Raw genomic sequence first — 21,831 nt, forward strand, 5'->3', positions numbered from 1 at the left:
ATCTGACCAGGTATTTCGAGGGACGAGGAGACGGTTCGCGTGAATGAGACCCTGTCGCTGGGGCCACTCCGGCGCCTGGTGGGCATCGTCCGGGAGGGCCTTCGACCCGCGCCCACCGCCACCGGGGCAACAGAGCGGGACACTGAACACGCTGCCGTCCTGTGGGTGCTCGCCACCGCCTTCGTCGCTTTCTGTGAGGACATCGGGCTCGTGGAGCACACGTCCCTGACCCGGACGGACGTGCCGGCCGACCTCCCGACCGCCAGCCCCCTACAGGTCATCGAGCGGTCCATGAACGAGGCGGTCGAAGCGCACCCCGTTCTCGGCGAGGTCTTCCACGGCGCAGGCACATGGCGAGAGCACCGGCCGGACGAGGCCACGGCCCGGCACCTGGTGGCCTTCTGGCGCAACGGGAAACGCGCGCCTCTGGGATCGGTGCCGATCCCCTCGGCCACCGGCGCCGGACCGGACACCACCCTCTTCGAGATCCTCTACCAGAACCTCTCCGAGGACTCACGCAAGGCCTACGCCCTGCAGAGCACTCCCGACTTCGTCATCGACCTGGTTCTCGACCGTTCCCTGGGGCGGGCCCTCAAGGAGACCGACAGCGTCACCGAGCACGGGTTGCGCTACATCGACCCCGCCTGCGGTTCCGGCGGGTTCCTCCTGAACGCGTTCCGCCGGGTGTTGGAAAGGATTCGCGAGGAAAGGCCGGACCTGCCCGGGGGCGAGGCGATCGCCCTGGCCCTGGCCTGCGTCCACGGTTGCGACCTCAGCCCGATCGCCGTCATGGTCAGCCGCTTCCGCCTCGCGGTCGAAGTGCTCGGGCAGGCCCGTAACGCCTCCCCCGAGGCCGAGCGGGAGTGGCGGCTCCTCGTCGCCGAGGCGGACTCACTGCTGGAAGGGCCCGGCGCACCCGTGGTCCTGGGCTGGCCCTGGGCCGGAAACGGGGATCTCGCCCTCCTGAACCTGACCACGGGCGCGAACATCCTGCGGCGTTCCAGCTACGACGCGGTGGCCACCAACCCTCCCTACATCGTCCCAGGGGACCAGGACGCGACGAAGGCCTACCGCGAGGGCTATCGGAGCGCGCGATCCGGTGCTTTCACCCTGAACGCCCCTTTCACCGAGTGCGCCTTCTCCCTGGCCCGCTCGGGTGGGTACGTCGGCCTGCTGACGGCGAGCGCCTTCGCCAAGCGGGAATTCGGCAGGCCCCTGGTCGAGCGATTCCTCCCCACGGTGCAGATCAGCGACATCATCGACACCTCCGGCGCCTACATCCCCGGCCATGGCATACCGACGCTCATCCTCACCGGGCGCAACCGGGAACCCTCCCCGGGCTCACGCGTCACCGTCGTCAACTGTGAGCGCGGCGAGCCCTCCGCCCCGGACGACCCGGGCCAGGGCAGGGTGTGGACCTCCCTCAAGGAGCGACTCGCCAAGGTTCCCAGCGAGGACGCCTGGACGTCCTCCCACGAACGCCCACAGGATGATTTCCGGACCCACCCCTGGCTTCTCAGCCCGCCCCGGACCGAAGCCGTGTTCCGCTCCCTGCGCTCGGACACACTGCTGAGCGACCACGTCCACCGCATCGGCTACATCGCCAGCACCGGAGCGGACGAGCTGTTCTCCGCGTCCCCCGCCTCGATGCGCCGTTGGGAGGTGGAGGCGGAGGCGACCATCGACCTGGTCACCGGTTCGGAGGTTCGCGACTGGCAGGTCCGCAGCGACCTGAAGGCCTTTTTCCCCCGCACGTGGGAAGAGCGCACGAAACTCGTCGACCTGCGGGACCTTCCCGGGCACCTCAGGCGGTTGTGGCCCTATCAGAGGGTGCTCGCCAACCGGTCCAGGATCAACCCGAAGAAATGGTACGACTGGCATCAGTTGACGACCAACCGAAACGTGTCCTCATGGTCGATCATCTTCCCCTGGGTGGCCACCCACACCCACTTCGCCCTGAACCGGGACGTGAACGCGCCGCTGAATTCGGCTCCGGTCATCGAACTGCCCACCTCCATCACCGAAGAGACGGCCCTGGCGCTACTCGGGGTGCTCAACAGTTCGACCGTGTGCTTCTGGATGAAGCAGGTCAGCCGGAGCAAGGGCAACCCCAGGGGCGACCAGCTCAGGTCGGGGGAGGGCTGGGAGGCGATCTACGAGTTCACCTCATCGCGTATGCGTGAACTGCCCCTGCCCGCTCTCACCGAGGCGGAGATACCCCGGGAACTCGACTCGCTGGCGCGCGAGCTCCTCACCCTGCGCGCCGAGGTCGAGGATGCCGGAACACCCCCGACCGGAGAGCGCATCGCGGTACTGGGCCGAGAGTGGCGCTCCATCCTGGGGCGTATGGTCCTGCTCCAGGAGGAGCTCGACTGGCGGGTCTACGAGTCGTACGGGATCGTTCCCACCGGGAGCATCCCCCATGTTCCCCTCGACTCGTTGCCCGAAGGGATCGTTCAGGGAGAACGGGCCTTCGAGTTCGCACTGGCCCGGGAGCAGGACGAGGCTCCCGAGGCCTTCGAGGAGAGCGAGTGGTTCGCGAGGAACGCCATCAGCCGCTCCACGACTCCGCCCGCCCACTGGCCGTCCGATTACCGCCGGGTCGTGCTCGCGCGCATCGACGCCCTACGTAACGACCCTGCGCTCCGTGTGCTGGAACGACCGGACTTCAAACACCGGTGGGCCACTCCCCCGTGGGAATCCGTGTGGCGCCCCGCAGTCGCCGCCTGGCTCCTACAGCGGTGCGAGAGCCGAGAGCTCTGGTACACACTGGGGACGGACGGGGTCGAGCGGCCGACCGTTCGGCCTCTCTCCGAGTTGATCGGGGCGCTGGAGAACGATCCGGACGTGATCGCCGCCGTCGAGACGCACAGCCCCGGATCCACCGTCAGGAAGGTGCTCGCCGCGCTGCTCGCGGAGGAACACGTCCCCTTCCTCGCAGCGCTCAGGTTTCGCGCTTCCGGCCTGCGCAAACACCGAGAATGGACGCGCTTGTGGGACCTGCAGTGGAGGTGGGAGAACCCTCCTCCGTCCGGTGACACCGCTGACGCCGATCCGTCGGGCGCGCCGTCGCCCCCCAAGTTCACCGCGGCCGATTTCCTCAGGAAGTCGTACTGGGCCAACCGAGGCAAATTCGACATGCCCAATGAACGGTTCACCTCCTACTCTCCCGACCCCTCCCCCGGGCTGTCCCCCACCAGCATGCTCGGATGGGCCGGATGGGACGCGCGTGACCGCGCCTGGGCACTGGTGGACATCGTCGAACGGAACCTGGCGACACCCCAGGCCCCCACGCAGACCGTGGTCCCCCTGCTCGCAGGCCTGGCCGAGATACTGCCCTGGGTCGACCGCGTCGGGGCCGGAATCGGCCCGCGCCGTTCGCACAGAGACGGCGTCGAACTGAGGCGAAGGTTCGCAGAGTACCTGAACAGGTTGGAGCTGACCGAGGAACAGGTCTCCGCATGGGCACCGCCTCCCCCGCGCCGTGGGCGTCCGCCCAAGCGGACCGAGAGCTGAGCGTCTCCATGCACAGGGCCATCTGACCGGTACCGGCACATCAGACACGAACAGCGGCCGACGAGTGGGGGCGGATGCAACCGTCACCCGCCCCTTTCGGAGACGGCCCGGTCCTCTGCGGCGGCCCCGGCTTCGGCCCGGGTCGAGGATGAGCAGTACCGTGCCGGGGAATGCACAACGCTAGGGGCACGATGCAGGAGACCCGTCTGCTGGGCGAGGAGTGGAGAGGGGCATGCCTTCAGCTGGTCCAGGACACCTTGCTGGTCGTCATGGAGGACGAGCGCGAGGACGCCCGTCTCACCGATCTCTTCCTCGCGGTCGCCTTCGACCTGAGGAGCCGCCGCCCCCTGGGCCCCATGAACTCTTTCGGATCCCCGGTCCACCTGGTCGGCCTTCCCGCTCTCGCTCCCACCCCGGTCCTGGCGTCCGCCACCGCCGAGACCCTGACGATCACCGACATGCGCAACGGCTCCGTTCTGAAGACCTTCCCCCTACCTGATACAGGGACGGGGAAACGATCCTTTGACGGGTACCACCTGGCCATGGGCCACCACGGCGGCCGTGACCTGCTCTTCCTGCACCAAGCCGGGGAGGGGCACCACCATTCGGTGTCAGCTGTGGACCTTGCCACCGGAGAATCGCTCCCCGCCCTGGGATTCAACCACTGCCGTTACCGGGAAATCAGCGAGTGCCTCACTTTGCGGCACGGCTACCTGGTATGTCCTACAACCAAGGAGGTCGTCGAGGCCTGGGACTACGGCTTCGACACCATCGACAAGCCCTTCGTTCACGTACAACGGGCGGATGACGGCTCCCGGGTGGGCGAGGTCGGTCTCCACGGTTGGGTCCCCGAGGGCCGGGCCGTCGATATCGTTCGCGCGGCCGGGAACACCTACCTCGCCGAAGCCGAGGACATAGTCACCCTGCCCGATCTGGAGCCGGTGTTCTCGGCGGGGGATCCGTGGGCTGTGGTGTCGCGGGTGACCGAGTGGGACGGACGCCCGGTCGCCGTCATCGTCCAGGAGAGAAACCGCCCACAGGAGCTTCCGGGGCTGTTGTACCTCCTGTTCCTGGACACGAAAACCCCGCAGAAGATCGTCCTGCCCTGGCCGGCCCCGCCACGGGTACACGACCTTCTGGCCACCCCTGACGGCACAATCGTGGTCTCATCCGCCGCGGGCGTCCACGTGCTCGACGTGGATCCCTCCGAGGCCGCCCGCACCAACCCACCGAAGTGAGCCAGCCGGTATCGGAGCGGGTCCGGTCCCCAGACGAACGGCCGACGGTGTTCCGGTTTCCTCTCCCAGTGAGGCACGGCGCTGCGCTGCGACCCCGAGTGTCCTCAACCCCGCACCAGGGACGAACCGGAACCGCAGGGCCGAAGGCTTCTGCTGCTAGGGTTCCGGCCCGGTGAAGCCCATCACGCCGATGTGCTCGTTCGGGGTCTGGTAGAGGATCGCGCGACCCGGTAACCGTCCGCCGCCAACCGGAGCACAAAAGCCAGGTCCCGGCGCGGATCGGTCGAACCCCGCCATGTCCTCTACTTCTCTCTGCCCGTGTCGTGGTTCTCGAAGCCGTGCACAACGGCCCAGCAGGTGGGGTGCGGGGCCCACGAAGCGAGTGCTCCGCGGGTGCCCTGTGCATTCCTGGCGGCACATTGTCCCTGCTTTCACCGCCGGTTCTCGTTCGTTCCAGTCCGCTCGGCCGACGGGCGAGGCGGTGAGGACGGGGGCCGGTACGAGGAGGGAAAAGGCAGGTGCGGAACCGGGGCGAGACGTCGGTGTCGACGCGCGTGGTCTTCGATCGGTCCCGTATTCGCGAGCTTGAGAGAGGTGCGGGTCACCAGAGGGGACGTTGGTGGAGGAGTTCGGTGTGGGGCGTCCGCCCGGGCGGGGTGGCCGGGCGGGTGGGGCGGTCAGGTGTGGGGGCGGGCCCGGGGGCGGTCGGGGTGGCCGCTGCCGGCGATGTCGCTGAGGACCTCGGCGGCGGCGAGTTCGTCGCGGGCGGCGAGGCGGTCGAAGCCGTCGACGGCCGGGTGGGCGTAGGGGCCCAGGGTCGCGATGAGGACGGCGCCGGCGACGAGGACGCCCATGAGGACGGGGATGACGGGGTCGTAGGAGCCCAGCAGGTCGTAGCCGAGCCCGAGGAGGAGGGGTCCCAGCGCGCTGCCGAGGAGGAACGCGGCCTGGACCAGGCCCAGGATCCGGCCGAAGTGGCGGGTGCCCAGGTAGCGGGTGATGAGCAGGGCGAGCAGGTCGCCCTCGATGCCGAAGGCGACGCCGATGAAGGCGACCGCGACCGCGGCGGCGCCGAAGGGCGGTTCCAGAAAGAGCATGCCGGCGATGGGGGCGAGGATCACGATCGGGCCGACGACGGTCGCGTGCACGCGGTCGAGGAGGAGGCCGCCGACGACCCGGCCCACGAGCGAGGCGAGGCCGAAGACGACCAGCAGGGTGGCCGCCTGTTCGGGGGCGAGCCCGCGGTCGGTCATCATCGGCACGAGGTGGACCTGGAGGCCGTAGACGACGACCCCGACCAGGCCCAGGCCGAGGGCGACGGCCCAGAACCGCCGGGTGCGGAGCGCCTCGCCGACGGTCAGGCCGGGGAATTCGAGGCTGACGTCGCGTCCGCGGGACCGGGTCTCCCGGACGAGCCGTCCGCGGACGTGGTGTTCGGCGCGGGCGCGCACGAACAGGGTGACCATCGTGACCGACACCAGGACGGAGACCAGGGCCATGAGGCCGTACGCCGACCGCCATCCGACGTTCTCGATGAGCGCTCCGGCCAGCAGCGGGGCCAGGGCCGAGCCCAGTCCGATGATGCCCGTCACGACCCCGACGGCGAGGGCGCGGTTGTTGTCGAACCAGCTCACCACCGCCCGGGTGGCGGGCACGGCCGTTCCGGCCCCGAAGAGGCCCACGAAGAAGCAGGGGACGAGGTAGGCCCACTCGATGGGCGGCACCAGGCCGATCAGCGCCATCGAGGCCGCGAACAGCACGAAGCCCGGCACGAGGATGTAGCGCGCGGCGAAGCGGTCCACGAGTTGTGCGACGACGACCAGGCCGATGGCCATCCCGACCGCCGCGACCGAGAACGCCCCGGTGACGGTGGTGCGGCCGAACCCGGTCTCCTCGGCGATCGGCAGTACGAACAGGCCGATGGTGGCCAGGTACATCTGGGGGCCGACGGCGTTGGCGGTGCCGCTGCCGATGATCACCCACCAGGGGCTTCTGGGGCGGGGCGGGCGGGGGGCTGTGGTGCTCATGCGGCCTCCGTGGGCTGTGGGGTGGCGGTGCGGGCGGCGGTCAGGAGGCGGGGAAGGCGACCTCGGTCAGTTCCTCCGAGGTCCGCCAGACGCGCGCGGCCTCCTGTTCGCTGCGCAGCGGCGGGTACAGCCGCTGCCGGGCCGGCGGGCCGCCGAGCCGGCCGGGGCCGGCGGGGCTGTAGAGCTCGCCTCGCCCGGCGTCGGGGACGGTCGCGGCCAGGAGGGCGGGCAGCTTCGCGGTCTCGAGGGTGCCCAGCAGGATCCCGCGGGCCGACAGGGCCCGGATCCGGCGGATGTGCGGGGTGTCCTCACTGCGGCCGAGCTCGGGGCGGGCGGCCAGCAGGCTGGTCGGGGCCACCCCGGGGTGGGAGAGGTTGCTGGTGATGCCCCAGCCGTGGGCCGTGCTGCGGCGGTCCAGTTCGAGGCCGAACAGCCCCAGCGCGATCTTGGACTGGCTGTACGCGCGCATCTCGTCGTAGGAGCGCTGCCAGTTCAGGTCCCCCCAGTTGACGGCGCCCCGCCGCGCGGCCACGCTGATCTGCGAAGTGACCCGGGCCCGGCCGGCGCGCAGCAGCGGGAGGAGGCGGGCGACCAGGGCGAAGTGGCCGAGGTGGTTGGTGCCGAACTGCAGCTCGAACCCGTCCGCCGTGGTCTGCCGCCCCGGGGGCCGCATCACGCCGGCGTTGTTGATGAGGATGTGGATCGGCCGGGCCTCCCGACGCAGGGTGTCGCCGAGGGTCGCGACCGAGTCGAGCGAGGACAGGTCGAGGCTGCGCAGCGAGACGTCGGCGCCGGGCGCGGTGTTCCGGATCTCGGCGATCGCGGCCGCGCCCTTGTCCGGGTTGCGGACCGGCATGATCACCTCGGCGCCCGCCGCGGCGAGCTGGAGGGCCATTCCCAGGCCCATCCCGTCGCTCGCGCCGGTGACGACGGCGCGCTTCCCGGTCAGGTCCGGCATGGTGATGTGGATGGGTCGGCGTGGCATGGTCCTGCTCCTCGGTGTCGTGGTCGCGGGGCGGTCGGCGGGCTGTCGCCGCCGGGGCCCGGGGTCTTCGGCCCGTGCGGGCGGTGCCGGTGCGGGCGGTCGCGCCGCCGGTGCCGCCGGGGGCGCCGGTCGTGGTCTCCCGCGGCCGGTCCGGCCCGGGGCCGGGTGGTGGTGGGCGACGCGTCCGATCGCGTCCCGGGGTCCCGTTCGAGCCGTGGCACCGATCCTGGGCGGGCGGCATGGGCCTATCCAGGACCTCGCGATCACAGGTTCGCCGGGCCTCCCCTGCGGTCCCTGCGGGGTTCGTCGCGGTCGGGGCACCGGGCCCGGGGGAACCCTCAGGGAGCCCGCGAGGAGCGAGTGGATGCCGACGGCGGTACGGGGGCGACCGGGGCCGGAATTCCCATCACCGTTCCGGTACCACGTCCCGAAAAACGCCGCACTCACGGATGATCACCGGGTTTCCCGAACTTTCCGAGGACCAGGGGGGAATGAAAAAGCGATACAGCCACTCGCTTTTTTATGTGCGCGGAGCCATCGGAACCGGACTCCGCTACGGAAACGCGTCGATACCCCGGGGGAGCGGGAAAGGCCCCCGCGCCAGGCCCGCCCGGCGCCGGGCGGCGACACCTCCCCAACCAGGCAAGGCCCCCGCCGCACCTCGGTTGATGGGATCATGGAATGCACGGTTCCACCGACCTCTGTTCCCGCCGGTCCCGCCGTTTCCACTGTTTCGAATGTTTCTGCGGTTTCTGTTGTTCCTGCAGTTCCCGTTGCCCGTGTTAACTTCTGGAGACCGAGCCAACGAACCTGGCGCAATTGGACATTCAACCTTTAAGGTTCTGCCATCACCCCGCAGTAGGGCGTGGTGAGAGAAAGGTTGTCCCATGAAGGCATCCCCCCTCCTTCGTTTCGCCGACCGGATCCTCGAACGCTTCACCCCCCGGGCCGAGGCCCAGGCGGCCGCCGCCCCGTGCGGCTACCAGTACCGCTGCGTCAGCAGCACCTGTCCCCGGCGCGTGTACCGGCAGCGCCGCGAGTGCTGCCTGCAGGGCGGCGATGCCCGTTGCAGCTCGTGGGTGACCATCGCCTGCGACTGCTGACCCCTGGTCGGCGCGGTCCCGCCGCAGGGCGGGGCCGCGCCCGCCCCTCCTCCCCCGCCCCCGCGAACCGTGAAGCGGACCCCCTTGCTCGTACTCACCACGTTCTTCCTGCAGACCGCGGTCGCCGGGATCCTCCTCACCTCCGGGCTGTCCAAGGTCCGCGGTGACGCCAACCTCCGGACCTGGGCGGACCTGGCCGAACGCCTTCGTGTCCCGCGCTTCCCCGCCCGTGCCGCCTCCCTCGCGCACGTCGCGGTCGAACTGCTCGTGGGCGCCGCCCTGCTCGCCGGGGCGTGGGCGAGGGTGCCCGCCCTCATCGCGGCCACCGTTCTGTTCACGGCCTTCGCCCTGCTCGCCCTGTACTCCGTACGCGCGGAGAAGGCCGTCACGTGCTCGTGCTTCGGCAAGGCCGAATCCGCGCTGGGGTGGCCGCACGTGTGGCGCAACGCCGTACTGACCGTGCTCGCCGCCGCCGGCCTGGGGTGCTCCCTCGCGCTCGGCCCCGCGCTTCCGCCCCCAGGCGGAGCGGCGGTGATGCTGGCGGCCGCCGTCGCGGTCACGGCGGTGACGTTCTACTTCGACGACCTCGTCGACCTCTTCGGCCCCGGGGCGGGCGGCACGCCGTCCGCGCCCCTCCCCCACGCATAGAACCTGGAGAACGTGATGGGAGTCCTCGTCGCGGCGGTCGTGGTACTGACCGCTCTCACGCTGTTCAACCTGGTGCTGACCATGGCGCTGGTGCGCCGCCTGCGCCAACTGGAGGCCCCCGGGCGGGGAGGGGCGTTCCCCGAGTTCCCGGACCTGGAGGAGGTCCCGGCCGGCCGGCCCGTCCCGGACTTCACCGCCACGACCAGGGACGGGGTCGAGATCTCCGCCAAGGAGCGGCTCGGCGACCGGGCGGTGTACGCGTTCTTCGACACGAGCTGCGGCACCTGCAAGAAGCAGCTCCAGCCCCTGGTGGACTTCGCCCGGCGGGCGGGCCTGTCCCCCGAGCAGGTCATCGCGTTCGTGGGGCACGAGGACCCCGAGGCCGACGCGGACGCCTACACCTCCGTCCTGGAGGGGCACGCCACCATCGTCATGCAGAGCCTCGGCGACGAGGTCGGCCTGGCGTTCTCCCCCGGCGGCATCCCCGCCGTCATCCTCGCCGACGCCGACGGTGTGGTGGTCCGCTCCGGTGTGGAGGTCAGGAGCGTCGCGGCCGCCTTCCTGGAGGCCTGATGCCCTCGGACGCGCCCGGGTCCGCCCCACGGGACGGGATGGGCCCGCGCGCCGCGTGTGCGCGGGCCCTCCGCTCGCTGGAGATCGCCTGGCGGGCGGCCCCCTGGTCGCTGGTCCTGTACTCCGTCCTGACGGTGGCGGCCGGCGTCCTCCCCGCCGGGGCCACCCTCGTCACCAAGTGGCTCCTGGACATCCTCCAGGCCGGTGACGGCGCCGAAGGCGTCCCGGGGCCGCTGGCGGAGGCGCCCCTGCTGCTCGTGGTGCTCCTCGGGATGTTCACCCTGGTCTCCGCGCTGTCCGAGTACGTGCTGACCTACCTGAGCTCGCGCCTGAAGCGCGCGGTGGCGCTGCTCGTGCAGGAGCGCCTGTACGGCGCGGTCGACCGGATCGCGGGGCTACGCCGGTTCGAGGACCCGGCGTTCCTGGACCGGTTGCGGATGGCGCAGACGGCGGCGACCACCGCTCCGGAGGAGATCCTCGGGTCGCTGTTCGGAACCGTGCGCTGGGCACTGACGATCACGGGCTTCCTCGGGATCCTCCTGACCATCAGCCCCGTGATCACCGCGATCACGGTGGTGTCCGCACTGCCGATGCTGTTCGTGCAGATGATGCTCGACCGCGAGCGGGCCGGGATGCTGTGGCGGATGAGTCCGCGCATGCGCCGGCAGATGTTCTACCAGCAGCTGATGCTGGACCCGGCGGCCATCAAGGAGACCCGCCTGTTCGGCGCCGGGGGGTTCCTGCTGCGGCGGATGCGCGGTGAGCTGCTCCGGATCAACGGCGCCGAGGAACGCCTGGACCGCAGAACGGTCCTCGGTCACGGGCCCCTGGCCCTGCTGGGCGCGCTGGTGTCGGCGGGCGGCCTGGTGTGGATGGTGGCGGGCGCGCTGCGCGGAGAGTTCACGATCGGCGACGTGTCGGCGTTCATCGCGGCGGTCGCGGGGGTCCAGTCGTCCCTGGGCGGCATCGTCGGGAGCCTGACCGGCGCCTACCAGGCCCTGCTGCTGATGGGCCACTACCAGGACGTCGTCTCCACCCCCTCCGACCTCCCGGTCCCGGCCGATCCGCGTCCCGTCGGGCGGCTGCGCGAGGGGATCGAGCTGGAGGACGTGTGGTTCCGGTACACCGACGACGGGCCGTGGGTGCTCCGGGGGGTGTCGCTGACCATCCCCGCGGAGGGGTCGCTGGCCCTGGTGGGGCTCAACGGCGCCGGCAAGAGCACCCTGGTCAAGCTCCTGTGCCGCATGTACGACCCGACCCGGGGCCGGGTGCTGTGGGATGGGACGGACCTGCGCGAGATGGACCTCGGCGCGCTGCGGAGCCGGATGAGCGCGGTCTTCCAGGACTTCATGTCGTACGAGCTGCCGGTACGGGAGAACATCGCGCTCGGGGCCCTGGAGGACGGGGACGACGGCGACCGGATCCGCGAGGCCGCCCGGACGGCCGGGGCGGACGGGTTCATCGGGGACCTGCCGCACGGGTACGACACGATGCTCTCCCGCGTCTTCTACCAGTCGGAGGACGGGGACGAGGACACGGAGTCGGGCACGACCCTGTCGGGCGGCCAGTGGCAGAAGCTCGCGATCGCGCGGTCGATGATGCGGCGGGGCCGGGACCTGCTGATCGTGGACGAGCCGACCTCGGGACTGGACCCGGAGGCCGAGCGGGAGGTCCAGGACCGGCTGCGGGCCCTGCGTACAGGGGCGGCGACGGTGATGATCTCCCACCGGCTGGGCGCGGTACGCGGAGCGGACCGGATCGTGGTCCTCGAGGACGGTGTGGTCACCGAGCGGGGCGACCACGGGGAGCTGATGGCCCGGGGCGGGGAGTACGCCCGGCTGTTCTCCCTCCAGGCGGAGGGGTACACCGGCGGCGACGCGCCCGGCGACGCACCCGGCGGCCCTCCCGCGGAACCGGACGAGGTGATGGCGTGATCGTGGTCGCGGTGCTGGGGCCGGCGGTGCTGGCGCTCGCCGCCCTGGGGGCGGCGGCCTGGCGGTTGCGCAGCCGCTACGTGGTGATCACGGTGCGGGGGACGAGCATGGAGCCGACCTACCGGCCCGGGGACCGGGTGCTGGTCCGGCGCGGCGTGTCCGGCATGGCGGCGGACGACGTGGTGGTCGTGGGCGAGCCCGACCCGGTGACCGGTTGGCGCGGGGCGGCCCCGTTGGACGGGAGGGTCGCCGGCCGGGGGTGGTACATCAAGCGGGTGGTCGCCCTGGGAGGCGACCGGTACCCGGTGGAGGTCGGCCTCCGGGGGGCGTGCCCGCGGGGGCACGTGGCGCTGCTGGGCGACAACGTGCTGAGCACGGACTCCCGGGTGCACGGGCCCTGCCCGGAGGGGCAGGTCCTGGGGGTGGTGGTCCGGCGGATGGCGTCCGTTTCCGGGGGGCAGGAGGCGGCGGGCGGGTCTCCCGGGGTGTGACGGGGGCCTGCGACCGGTCGGCACCGGGCAGGCGCGCCGCCGATGGAGCGGACGCGATGGGTGGGACCCGGCATGTGCCGAGTCCTGCAATCGGCCCACGCCGGGCAAGCGCGCCGTCGGCGGAGCGGAGGCGGGCGAGCCTCGGGATGTGCCGAGGTCTGCGACCGGCCCACGCCGGGCAGGCGCGCCGTCGGCGGAGCGGACGCGTATCGGAGCCGGTCGGCGCGGGCGGGGTTTCGGCCTACGGGGAGGGGCGGGTGCGGGTTGTTGCGGGGACCCGTGCCGGATAGGGGCGGACCGTTGCGGAATATGGGCTCGGATTGCACGAAACCGCCCCCGGAGCCGCCCCGCGGGCGGTAGAACGGTGGTCGTTGCGCGCGGTGACGCGGTCATCGCGGAAGGTGCGATGGAGCGGGGGCGGGAATGGTGTACGCGGGCACGGGCGGCGGTCGGCCGGTCCGGCCGCGGGTCGCCCCCGGGGGTGCGCACCCCTCGGCGGCGGGGACCGGCGGCGGCACCGGGGGTGTCGGCGAGTGTGCGGCCCGGGGGGTCGTGGCCGAACCCGGGTACGGCGGATTCGAGGAGTCGCTGCCGATGTCGGGCTGGGGCATGGGCGGCCGCGTCGCGTTCGCGCTGCCGGACGGGACGGGGCCGGCGCGGGCCGCCGCGCGGACCGTTCCCCTGTGCGACCTGCTGGACCTGGCCCGGTGGGTCTCCCCGTGCAGGCCGCTGACCCGTGCCGGAGCACTCGGCGCCGACGACGTGCGCGCCGCGGTGGAGGAGCTGGGTCTGTGGCCCGCGGTCACGGAGGCTGCCGCGGCCGATCGCGCCGACCGGTTGCGGAGGCTGGGCTGCGCCGGGGACCTGCCGGAGTTCGCCGCCCTGTGGCGTGCGGCGGTGGAGCTGGGGGTCATCGAGGTGGACTCCCGGGAGGCGCGCCCCGCCCCCGGGTTCGCGGACGGGCGGACCGATGGGCTCCTGCCCGTGTGGGAGGCCCTGTTCCTGTCGGCCGTCGAGGGCGACGAGGTCCCCGGGCGGGAGGTCGGCGGGGGCGAGGCCCTGCCGGCCGTCCTGCACGTGCTGCGGGAGGTGCCCGAGGGCACCGCGGTCCCGCTGACGCGGCTGGTCGACCTGGCGTGGCACCTGCGCCGCGGCCGCCGCCCGGCGGAGCCGGAGCGCCGGGCCCGCGCGGTGGCGGCCGAGACGGTGTACGCCGGTGTGGTGCGGTTGGCCCGGGTCGGGGCGGTCCGGCTGGTCGGGGCCTCCCCCGCCGGGCTCCTGGTCCCGCACCGGCTCGGCCGCGGGCGCTCGCCCCTGCCGCTCTGGCCGGGCGCCCAGGAGGCGGTGTCGACAGAGCCGGTCGACGGCGCGGTGGTGCTCACCGCGCTGGGGCGGCACGGGATGCGGTCGCTGGGGCCCGGGGACGGACCGCGTGGGGAACCGGTCTCCGGGGGCGCGGTGCCCGCCCCGCGCGCCGGGGCCGACCGGGGCGACGGGGTCGGCGCGTTCGGCGCAGGTGCCGGGGGCCGGGATGCCGGAGCCGCGGGGCGGGGCTCCGGTTCCGGGACCGCCGGTCTCCTCGACAGGCTGAGCGCCCTGCCCCCGCCCCGGCACGACGCCGAGATCGGGCCGTGGCTGGCTGAGCGTACGGCCGCCGAGGCGGTCCGGGACATCGCGGCCGCGGCCGCCGAGCCCGGGCCTCGGGGGGCGCTGCGCCGCACGGTCGGGGTGTCGGTGCTGGTCGCGGTGGGCGATGGGGCAGCGCCGGAGCTGCGCGCCCTGCTCGGATCCGCGAGCGCCGAGGTGGCCGGCCTGGCGGCCGGGGCGCTGATGGCCCTGCCCGGGACCCCGCCCGGGGAGCATCTGGACCTGCTCGCCGAGTACGGCCCCTGGTGGACGATCGACACGGTGTCCGGGCTGCTGGCCCTGGGCGAGGAGCATGTCGGGGAACTGCTCGGCCCCGGGTCCGGGGAGGGGACGGACGTCCTCGGCGAGATCCTCCTGTCCGGGCAGGAGCGGGTGTGGCGGGTGGACCACCCCGGGGCCCTGACGGCCCTGGAGGCGCTGGGCCGCCTGCATCCGGACGCCCGGGTCGCGAAGGCCGCGCGCCGGGCGGCGGACAGGGCCCGAGCCCGTCGGGGCTGAGGGGCGGGAGCGCGCGGGCCGGGCCGTTCCCCCGCACTCGGCCGGGCGTTCGTCGTCTCCCAGGGCGCCCGCCGCCGGGGGTGGCCGACCGGTGCCGGGCCACCGCCCAGAGGGGCCCGGGCCCGGCGCCGGGCCCCGCCGGAGAGGCCGGCGGGAACCGCGGGACCGCGGTCAGTCGCAGCAACAGCAGCAGCAGTCGCAGTTGCAGTCCGGGCAGTCGCAGCCGTCGCACCAGGCGTCGCGCCGCTTGCCCGACCACGGCCCCGGGTGGGGGTCGCGGCAGCAGAGCTGGCAGGTGCAGCACATGAACAGCGCCACCGCGCAGCCGGCGATGGGGCCCCGGCGCTTGGGAGGGTGGTGCAGCTGCGGCGTTCCGCAGGTGCACGACTCACAGCAGCCGCCGCCGTCCTTGTCGCGGCCGCCGCGGTCCCCTCCGCCGGACGAGTAGGAGTCGTAGCCGTCGCCGGAGGTGCCGCTGTCGTTGCGGCGCCGCTTGCGGTTCTGGTCCTGGTGGCCGTGGGGGTGGTGGCCCTGCGGGTGGTGCGGGCCACCGGCCGGGTACTGACCGGGGTACGGCTGCTGCCCGGGGTGGGGGTGTTGTCCCGGGTGCGGATGCCGTCCGGGGTGCGGGTGGCCGTGGCCGGGAGGGTGGTGGCCTGCCTGGGAGAAGACGCGGTCGACGGCGCGGCCGAGTTCGCGTTCCAGGAGGGCGCGGACCAGGCGGTCGTCGGTGAAGGCGGTCTCCGCCAGGGCCAGGCGGACGCCCAGCGCAGCGTCGTCGCACAGTTCGCGGGCCCGGTCCAGGCCGGTGCCGGTGGCGGCGAGCGGGTTCCACGCGCCGCGGGTCCGGTCCTCCTCCAGGTCCTCGACGGCGTCGAGGAGGTGGGCGATGCGGCCGAAGAGGCGGCCCGCCTCGCGCAGCGGCTCGGCGTTGGCCGGGCGGCCCGCCAGGGCGGCGGTGTGCGCGAACGCCTCGCCGGTGGCCTCCTCGGTCGGGGCGGTGACGGTGAGGACGTCGGTGCCGGGCCCGGCGGAGAGTTCGAGTTCGCGCTGGCGGTCGATGACCGCGAGGAGGGCGGAGCCGTCGAGGCCGAGCCCGTCGCCGGAGGCGGTGGCGCCGCGCCGCCAGCGTTCGGCCATCCGGCCCGCGAGGGCGCGGACGCCGCGGCGGGCGTAGACGCCGTCACCGTCCTCGATGTGGTCGGTGATCTTGGCCGAGGCCAGCATCAGGGACACCGCTGCGGCCAGGTGGGCGCCCGCGCCGTCGGCGGCCTGCGCCCCGCGCATGCCGCGCAGCGGGCAGCGTCCGGCCTGGCGGGTCCCGGCCTGCTCCGGGGCCTGGGCGGCGGTGAGGACGGAGATGACCAGGCCGTCGTAGTTGGTGGCGATCCGGGAGACCTGGCCGTGGTCGTCGCGTAGGGCCAGGCACAGCCCGCACATGTGGGCCATCCACTCGTCGGCCAGTCCGTCGGGCAGGGTGTGGCGACAGGGGCGCAGGATTCCGAACACGGGCGCCATCTCACTTCCGGATCGTCGCGATGGGACGACGGTTCGATGCCGTGGACGGGCTCCGGGTTCCGGCGGAACGCGAACGGGGGCGGTGGTGCCGCCCCCGGCGCCCACCTGGGGCTGCCCGGTCAGGGGGCGCGCCGTGCCCCGGTCCGCCCCGGCGCCGCCGAGGGGCGGGCGGTCGGGGGCCGGACGGACGGAGAGCCGGGCGGGCGAAGGACCGGGCTGGCGGGTCAGCGCAGGGAGGCGGAGCCGCAGCACTTCTTGTACTTGCGGCCGGAGCCGCACCAGCAGGGGTGGTTGCGCTCGGGCGGCCAGGGCGCGACGTTCGGGGAATCCGGCGCCGGGACCGCCGAGACCCAGGCGCGGAGGGTGCCCGGGTCGGCCGGGTCGAGGCCGTGTTCGGCGGCGAAGTCCGCGATCTCGGCCGGGGTGACCGGGATCGTGCCCAGCCGGACGTCCGGGAAGCCGCGGGCCTGGGCGCGCAGGGTGAGCTCGACGGCGTGGTGGTGGGCGGCCGGGTCGCCGGAGCCGGAACCGGGGTCGGCGGGCAGCAGGCCGCGTTCGCGCGCCTCACCCAGGGCGGGGTGGGGGAAGAAAGCGTGGTTCTCGCGCACGGTCTCCGGGATCGGGCGGGGGTCGGCGGTGTCCTGGGGGAAGGAGCCGGAGAAGGCCTCGGGGAGGGGGAGGTCGGGGGCGGTGGTGTCGCCCGCCATGCGGCGGAGTTCGGCGGCCGCGTCGGGCAGGTGGCGGTCGGCCTCGCGGGCGGCCAGGTCGTGGCCGTCGGGGGTGAGGCCGAGGCGTTCGCGGACCGCGGCCCGGCCCAGGAGGGGCATCAGGCCGATGCGGTTGAGGTCGGCGACGGTCTCGGCCGGGCCGGTCAGGATGCTGCGGCAGGCGATGTTGTAGCAGTTCAGGGCGCGTTCGAGGGCGCCGTCGGCGGCGAACTCCTCGGCGAGGAGGAGGGCGAGGACCCGGTCGAGGCGGCCGGAGTCGAGGAGGCCGGCGATGAGCCGGTCGGCCGTGTCCGCGTCGCCCTGGCGGCGCAGGAGGACGGCGAGCGCGTGGGTCGCGTACTGGCGGTGCGCCTCCTGCGGGGCGTGGGAGCGCAGGGCGTCGAGGAGGGCGCGGGCACCGTCGGGGTCGGTGTCGCCCAGGTCCAACGCGGCGTCGAGGAGGAGGTGCGCGTCCGGGGCGGCGGCGAGCGCGACGCGCCGGTGCTCGGGCAGGGGAAGGGCGTGGACCGCTTCCAGCAGCGGCTGCGGGAGGGCGGCGGGGACCGGCGGTGTTCCTGTCATCCCTCCAGGTTAGGAGCGGGTGTCCCCCGGCCGCGCCGCACGCGGGCGGGGCCGGGGAAAGCGGCGGAAGGTCACAGCCCGCTCAGGGGGTCGGCCGCACGCGGGTCGGCCGCGCTGCGGGAGTCGGCCCGGGCAAGAGCGGCATCGGACGGGACGCGTCCGGCCGGGGCGGCCGCCGCCCCGCCGGTGCCGGTCGGTACGGGGGTGGGCGGCGCGACCTCCCGGACGGATCAGAGCGGCCACCAGGAGGCGTCGGCCAGTCGCCCGAGGAGGTCGAGAGCACCGACGCCGAAGCGGGCCCCGGCTTCCAGGCCGGTGACGAGGAAGGCGAACAGGAGCAGCGCCACCAGTGCGCGGACGGGCCACCGGCGCTGCGGGGAACCGGTGGCGAGGGGTTCGTCGTCGTCCTCCCGATCGATCCAGGAACGGTCCAGGCGGGCGACCTCGCGGCGGGAGTCCTGGAGTTCGGCGTGGTAGTGGTCGCGTTCGTCGCGCACGCGCTGGAGCTCGGAGCGTTCGGCGCGCACCGCGGCGCGGGCGTCGACGAGGTCGATGCGGGCCTCCTCCGGGCCGTACTTGGTGAGCCAGCGCTCCAGGCGGTCCAGGGGGAGGTCGACGTACTGGGTGGGCCAGTTGTCCTCCGGGGCGACGTGCTCGGAGGGTTCGGGGGCGGTCTCGGCGGCGTAGTCGGGGGTGCCGGGGGGCTCGGGGTGGGGAGCGGCGGCGGCATCGGGCTCGGGGGTGTCGGGGAAGAGGGGCGGGGCCTCGTCCGGGGTGCGCTCCGCGGCGGGCGGGAACTCCTCGGGGTCGGGGGGCTGCGGGGTCGACCGTGTGGGGCGGCCCCCGAAGGCGCCCTCGGCGAGGGCGCGGACCCGGCCGTCCGGGCGGGGCGTGTCCGGTTCCTCGGCGCGGGAGGTGCCGCCGGCGGGGGTGTCGCGGCGGGTGGTCCGCTTGCGGAAGAGGCCGGTGCGGATGGGCGAGGGGGAACGCCGGGCGGAGGCGGGGGGTTCGGGATCCCTTGGAGGCTCGGGGTCCCGCGGGGGTTCCGGATCGACGGCGGGGGCGATGCGTGGCCTGCGGGGTTCGGGGGTGTCGAAGATGCGCGGCGGGCGCCCCTCTCCCGGTCGGCGGTCGTCCGGGGAGGAGGGCTCAGGGCCGGGGCCGGTGGCCGTCTCGGTGTGCGTCGGCGCGATGCGGGGGCGGTGCGGGCCGGGGGCACCGTCGTCGGCTCCGCTGCCGGGGGTCGGGGTGGTGGACGGCCACAGGGCCTCGTCCGGGTCCGCCCCTCCGGAGGAGGCGGGGGCGAGGCCGGGCCAGAGGGGTTCCTCGGGGCCGGGGTCGGGATCGGGGCTGGAATCGGGTGGCTCCACGGCGGCCCGGCCGCTGGGAACCGAGGGCTCGGGGGGTGCCTGGGGGCCGGTCTCGTCGGTGCCGGGCGGCTCGACCTCGGGCAGGGCCGAGGCTGCCTCGGCGGCGGCCTCCCGGGACGCCCAGGCCCGGGCAGGGAGGTCTCTGGCCGGGGACGCCTTACGGAACGGGGAGGACAGGGGCGCGGAACCGCCGCCGGTGTCACCAGGGAGGGATTCGGCCTCGGGGAGATCGTCGTCGGCCGCGGCGGTGTCCGTGAGGTCCGCGAAGCGGGAGGGTCCCGCTGGCCCTTCGGTGCTCGTGATGCGGGTGGGATCGGTGGGGCCGTCCGGGTCGGCCGAGGTGAAGGGTGCGCTGCCGCTGCCCGTGCGGCCCGTGGGGTCGTTGGAGCCGTCGAGGCCGGCCGACGTGAGGGGCGTGCTTCCGGTGTCCGTGCGACCTATGGGGTCGGTGGGGTCGTCGCGGTCGGCCGACGTGAGGGGCGTGCTTCCGGTGTCCGTGCGACCCACGGTGTCGGTGGAACCGTCCGGGTCAGCCGACGTGAAGGGCGCACTCCCGCTGCCCGTGCGACCCACGGGGCTGGTGGGGCCATCGGGAACGTCGGAGGCATCCGCAGGTGCGACCTCGGCAGCCTCCCCGCCCCCGGAGAAGCGAGCGCTGCCCGCAGGCCCCGAATCGGCAGGAACACGGGGCAGGGGCTCGGCCTCGGGCAGATCGTCGTCCGCCTCTGCCGGACCGGTGCGGGCGACCGAATCTCTGCCGCCGGCAGGGAAGGCCGCACTCGCGGTACCCGTGGGGTCGGTGGGACCGTCGAGGTCAGCCGACATGAAAGGCGCACTCTCGATGTCCGTGCGATCCACGGGACCGGTGGGACCATCGGAAACGTCGAGGGCATCCGAAGGCACGGCCTCGGCAGCCTCCCCGATCCCCGGAAGGCGAGCGCTGCCCGCGAGTTCAGAATCGACAGGAACGCGGGGCAGGGGTTCGGCTTCGGGCAGATCGTCGTCTGCCTCTGTCGGGCCGGCAGGGCCGACCGAATCTCCGCCATCAACAGGCCCGAAGGCCGCGCTCATGGAACCTGTGTGACTCGCGGGGCCCGTGAGATCGCCGGGACCCATCGAGTCGCCATCGATGGCCGATGTGAAGGGGGCGCTGCCGCCGCTGTCCGTGCGGTCCACGGGGCCGGTGGGACCATCGGGAACGTCGAGGGCATCCGCAGGTGCGACCTCGGCAGCCTTCCCGGCCCCTGAGAAGCGAGCGCTGCCCGCAGGCCCTGAATCCTCAGGGAGCCGGGGCAGGGGCTCGGCCACCGGCGGCTCATCACCTGCGTCCTCGTCAGCCGCGGCGCGTTCGGGACCGGCTGAATCGCCCGGACCTGCGGATTCCCGGGGAAGAGGCTCGGCTTCCAGTGGGTCGTCGGCGGGGCCCCCAGGGCCGGTGGGACGTGCGGGACCACCGGGGGCGACCGGCCCCTCCGTGTGCTCGGCACCGGAGGGGAGACCGGTGTTCCGGTCGTCGGAAGCAGCGGACGCATCGGCGGGGCCGTTAGGGCCCGGGGAGTCGGTGTCCTCGCCTCCGAAGGCGCCCTCGGTGACGAAGCGGCGGAGGCGGGCGGCGCCCTCCGGGCGGGCCGCGGACGCCTTCGCCGCGGGCACCGTCGGCACAGGCGCGTTCACCGAGGGCTCCGGCAAGCGGTCCGGCGCGGCCTCGGCGCCCGGCTCCGCACCGTCGGCGGCGACCGCCGCGGCGAGCGGCCGGTCATCACCGTCCTCGCTCCCGTCCCCGGCACGGGGTGCCAACGGGCGGGGGTCCAGCCAGTCGGTGAGGAGGTCGCGGCGCTCCCCGAACGTCGGCGCGTCCGGAACGCCCCGCTCCGCGAGGTGCTCCGCGAGCGCGTCCCCGCCCTCCTCGCGCAGCACGCCCACCAGGCGCTCGGCCACCGTCCGGAACCCGGCCCCGGGCATCCGCAGCAGCGGCCCCGCCGCCCCCGTCGGCGGCCCGAAGACGATGTGCTGTCGGCTCTCCTCCAGTACCGGGTCGTACGTGGACAGCGACCACTCCCAGCCCGGCGCCGGGCTCGTCCCGCGCGGGCTCAGCACCTCGTACAGGCTCCGGTGCAGCCCCCACAGGAAGCGCAGCTGCACCGCGTTCCACAGGTCCGCCCGTCCCGGGTCCAGGAACACCCGCACCGGCAGGTCGGGCCGCTCCAGCGCCGCCGCGACCCCCAGCGCCAGCAGCTCCTCCCCGCCCGGGGCGGCGAGGTCGGCCGCGCGGCGGTCGCGGGCGCGCACCGCGCCCGGCGCCGCCGACCGCTCCCAGGGCTCTGGGGCGTCCAGCACCGGCATCGCCGCCCACCCCGGGGCGGGCGGACGGGTGCGGTGCGGGCGGGTGTTGGGGTTCTCGTGCAGGCTCAGAACGCGCGGGAGGGTGAGCCCCTCGGCCGGGCCGACGATGGCCCAGGCGTGCGCGGACTCCACGTCCCCCGGCCAGCGGTAGACGAGCGCCGCCTGCCCGTCCTCGTAGGCGCGCACCCACAGGGTCTCGGGGTGCTCGGCCGGGTCGGGCATGCACACCCGGTAGTCGACCGTGAGGGCCGGCTGGAGGCGGTTGCGCCAGGCGCGCAGGGTGAGGCGTTCGTCCTCGGCGAGGGAGGAGGAGGCGGGCCCGGGGCCGACGCGCCCCAGCAGGGTGGGATCGGCCCAGGCGAAGTGGATCTGGTGGTACGTGCTCTCCGGCAAGTGCCCCTCCCCGCGGGTCGCCCGGGCGGTGGGATCCGACCGCCGCCTCTAGGGAAGGTATCCGGTCAAACGCCGGTAAAAACCGTGTTCGCGAACATGTGCACGGCCCGTGTCCGCCGTTGCTCAGGCGTCACTCGCGTCCCGGGGGTCTCCGGTCACCCCCGGGAGGCCGCTCCCACCTGCCCCTATCCGGTCCGGCCCGCCCGGCCCCGGGCCCGGCGCGCGTCGGCCGCGGCGCGCGGGGCCCGCGGGTGTCCG

Annotated in this window: 13 protein-coding genes; 8 read left to right on the top strand and 5 right to left on the bottom strand. The window is 73.9% G+C overall.

What is annotated here, in order from left to right; genetic code table 11:
- Positions 1-39: 39 nt before the first annotated feature.
- Together pglX and K1J57_RS30740 are read left to right on the top strand one after the other, a co-directional pair.
- Positions 40-3,516, top strand: a complete 3,477-nt coding sequence (gene pglX / locus K1J57_RS30735; RefSeq protein ID WP_220562171.1) for a BREX-2 system adenine-specific DNA-methyltransferase PglX — start codon at positions 40-42, stop codon at positions 3,514-3,516.
- Between the two features lie 191 nt (positions 3,517-3,707).
- Complete coding sequence (locus K1J57_RS30740; protein WP_220562172.1) at positions 3,708-4,754, top strand: hypothetical protein; 1,047 nt, start codon at positions 3,708-3,710, stop codon at positions 4,752-4,754.
- Positions 4,755-5,431: 677 nt separating this feature from the next.
- On the opposite strand, the gene K1J57_RS30745 is transcribed toward K1J57_RS30740, so the two are convergent.
- Both K1J57_RS30745 and K1J57_RS30750 read right to left on the bottom strand, forming a co-directional pair.
- Complete coding sequence (locus tag K1J57_RS30745; RefSeq protein WP_255646728.1) at positions 5,432-6,781, bottom strand: MFS transporter; 1,350 nt, start codon at positions 6,779-6,781, stop codon at positions 5,432-5,434.
- Positions 6,782-6,821: 40 nt separating this feature from the next.
- Positions 6,822-7,766, bottom strand: coding sequence for an SDR family oxidoreductase (locus K1J57_RS30750; RefSeq protein WP_220562173.1), 945 nt, complete (start codon positions 7,764-7,766; stop codon positions 6,822-6,824).
- 887 nt (positions 7,767-8,653) lie between these two features.
- On the opposite strand from K1J57_RS30750, the gene K1J57_RS30755 reads away from it, so the two are divergent.
- The 6 genes from K1J57_RS30755 to K1J57_RS30780 all read left to right on the top strand — a co-directional run bounded on the left by K1J57_RS30755 (position 8,654) and on the right by K1J57_RS30780 (position 14,660).
- Positions 8,654-8,869 carry a hypothetical protein gene (locus K1J57_RS30755; protein WP_220562174.1) on the top strand — a complete coding sequence of 72 codons (216 nt, stop codon included), beginning with the start codon at positions 8,654-8,656 and terminating at the stop codon, positions 8,867-8,869.
- A gap of 84 nt (positions 8,870-8,953) precedes the next feature.
- Complete coding sequence (locus K1J57_RS30760) at positions 8,954-9,517, top strand: MauE/DoxX family redox-associated membrane protein (protein WP_220562175.1); 564 nt, start codon at positions 8,954-8,956, stop codon at positions 9,515-9,517.
- A gap of 15 nt (positions 9,518-9,532) precedes the next feature.
- A complete protein-coding gene (locus tag K1J57_RS30765) occupies positions 9,533-10,090 on the top strand; it encodes a redoxin family protein (RefSeq protein WP_220562176.1) in 558 nt (185 codons plus the stop codon).
- Positions 10,090-12,024: an ABC transporter ATP-binding protein gene (locus K1J57_RS30770; RefSeq protein ID WP_220562177.1), complete on the top strand. Its 1,935-nt coding sequence runs from the start codon at positions 10,090-10,092 to the stop codon at positions 12,022-12,024. Before K1J57_RS30765 ends, K1J57_RS30770 begins: the two co-directional genes overlap by 1 nt.
- Entirely contained in the window at positions 12,021-12,515 is a 495-nt protein-coding gene (locus tag K1J57_RS30775; RefSeq protein WP_220562178.1) for a S24/S26 family peptidase, read from the top strand. Before K1J57_RS30770 ends, K1J57_RS30775 begins: the two co-directional genes overlap by 4 nt.
- Positions 12,516-13,067: 552 nt before the next feature.
- Positions 13,068-14,660 carry a hypothetical protein gene (locus K1J57_RS30780; RefSeq protein ID WP_220562179.1) on the top strand — a complete coding sequence of 531 codons (1,593 nt, stop codon included), beginning with the start codon at positions 13,068-13,070 and terminating at the stop codon, positions 14,658-14,660.
- A gap of 171 nt (positions 14,661-14,831) precedes the next feature.
- On the opposite strand, the gene K1J57_RS30785 is transcribed toward K1J57_RS30780, so the two are convergent.
- The 3 genes from K1J57_RS30785 to K1J57_RS34080 all read right to left on the bottom strand — a co-directional run bounded on the left by K1J57_RS30785 (position 14,832) and on the right by K1J57_RS34080 (position 21,573).
- Entirely contained in the window at positions 14,832-16,169 is a 1,338-nt protein-coding gene (locus tag K1J57_RS30785) for a DUF5685 family protein (protein ID WP_220562180.1), read from the bottom strand.
- Between the two features lie 233 nt (positions 16,170-16,402).
- On the bottom strand, positions 16,403-17,467 hold the full coding sequence (locus tag K1J57_RS30790; protein WP_220562181.1) for an SEC-C metal-binding domain-containing protein: 1,065 nt from the start codon (positions 17,465-17,467) through the stop codon (positions 16,403-16,405).
- A gap of 230 nt (positions 17,468-17,697) precedes the next feature.
- Positions 17,698-21,573, bottom strand: coding sequence for a hypothetical protein (locus tag K1J57_RS34080; RefSeq protein ID WP_220562182.1), 3,876 nt, complete (start codon positions 21,571-21,573; stop codon positions 17,698-17,700).
- Between the last annotated feature and the right edge of the window lie 258 nt (positions 21,574-21,831).

Source organism: Nocardiopsis sp. MT53 (genome assembly GCF_019598965.1).
Taxonomy (GTDB): domain Bacteria; phylum Actinomycetota; class Actinomycetes; order Streptosporangiales; family Streptosporangiaceae; genus Nocardiopsis; species Nocardiopsis changdeensis.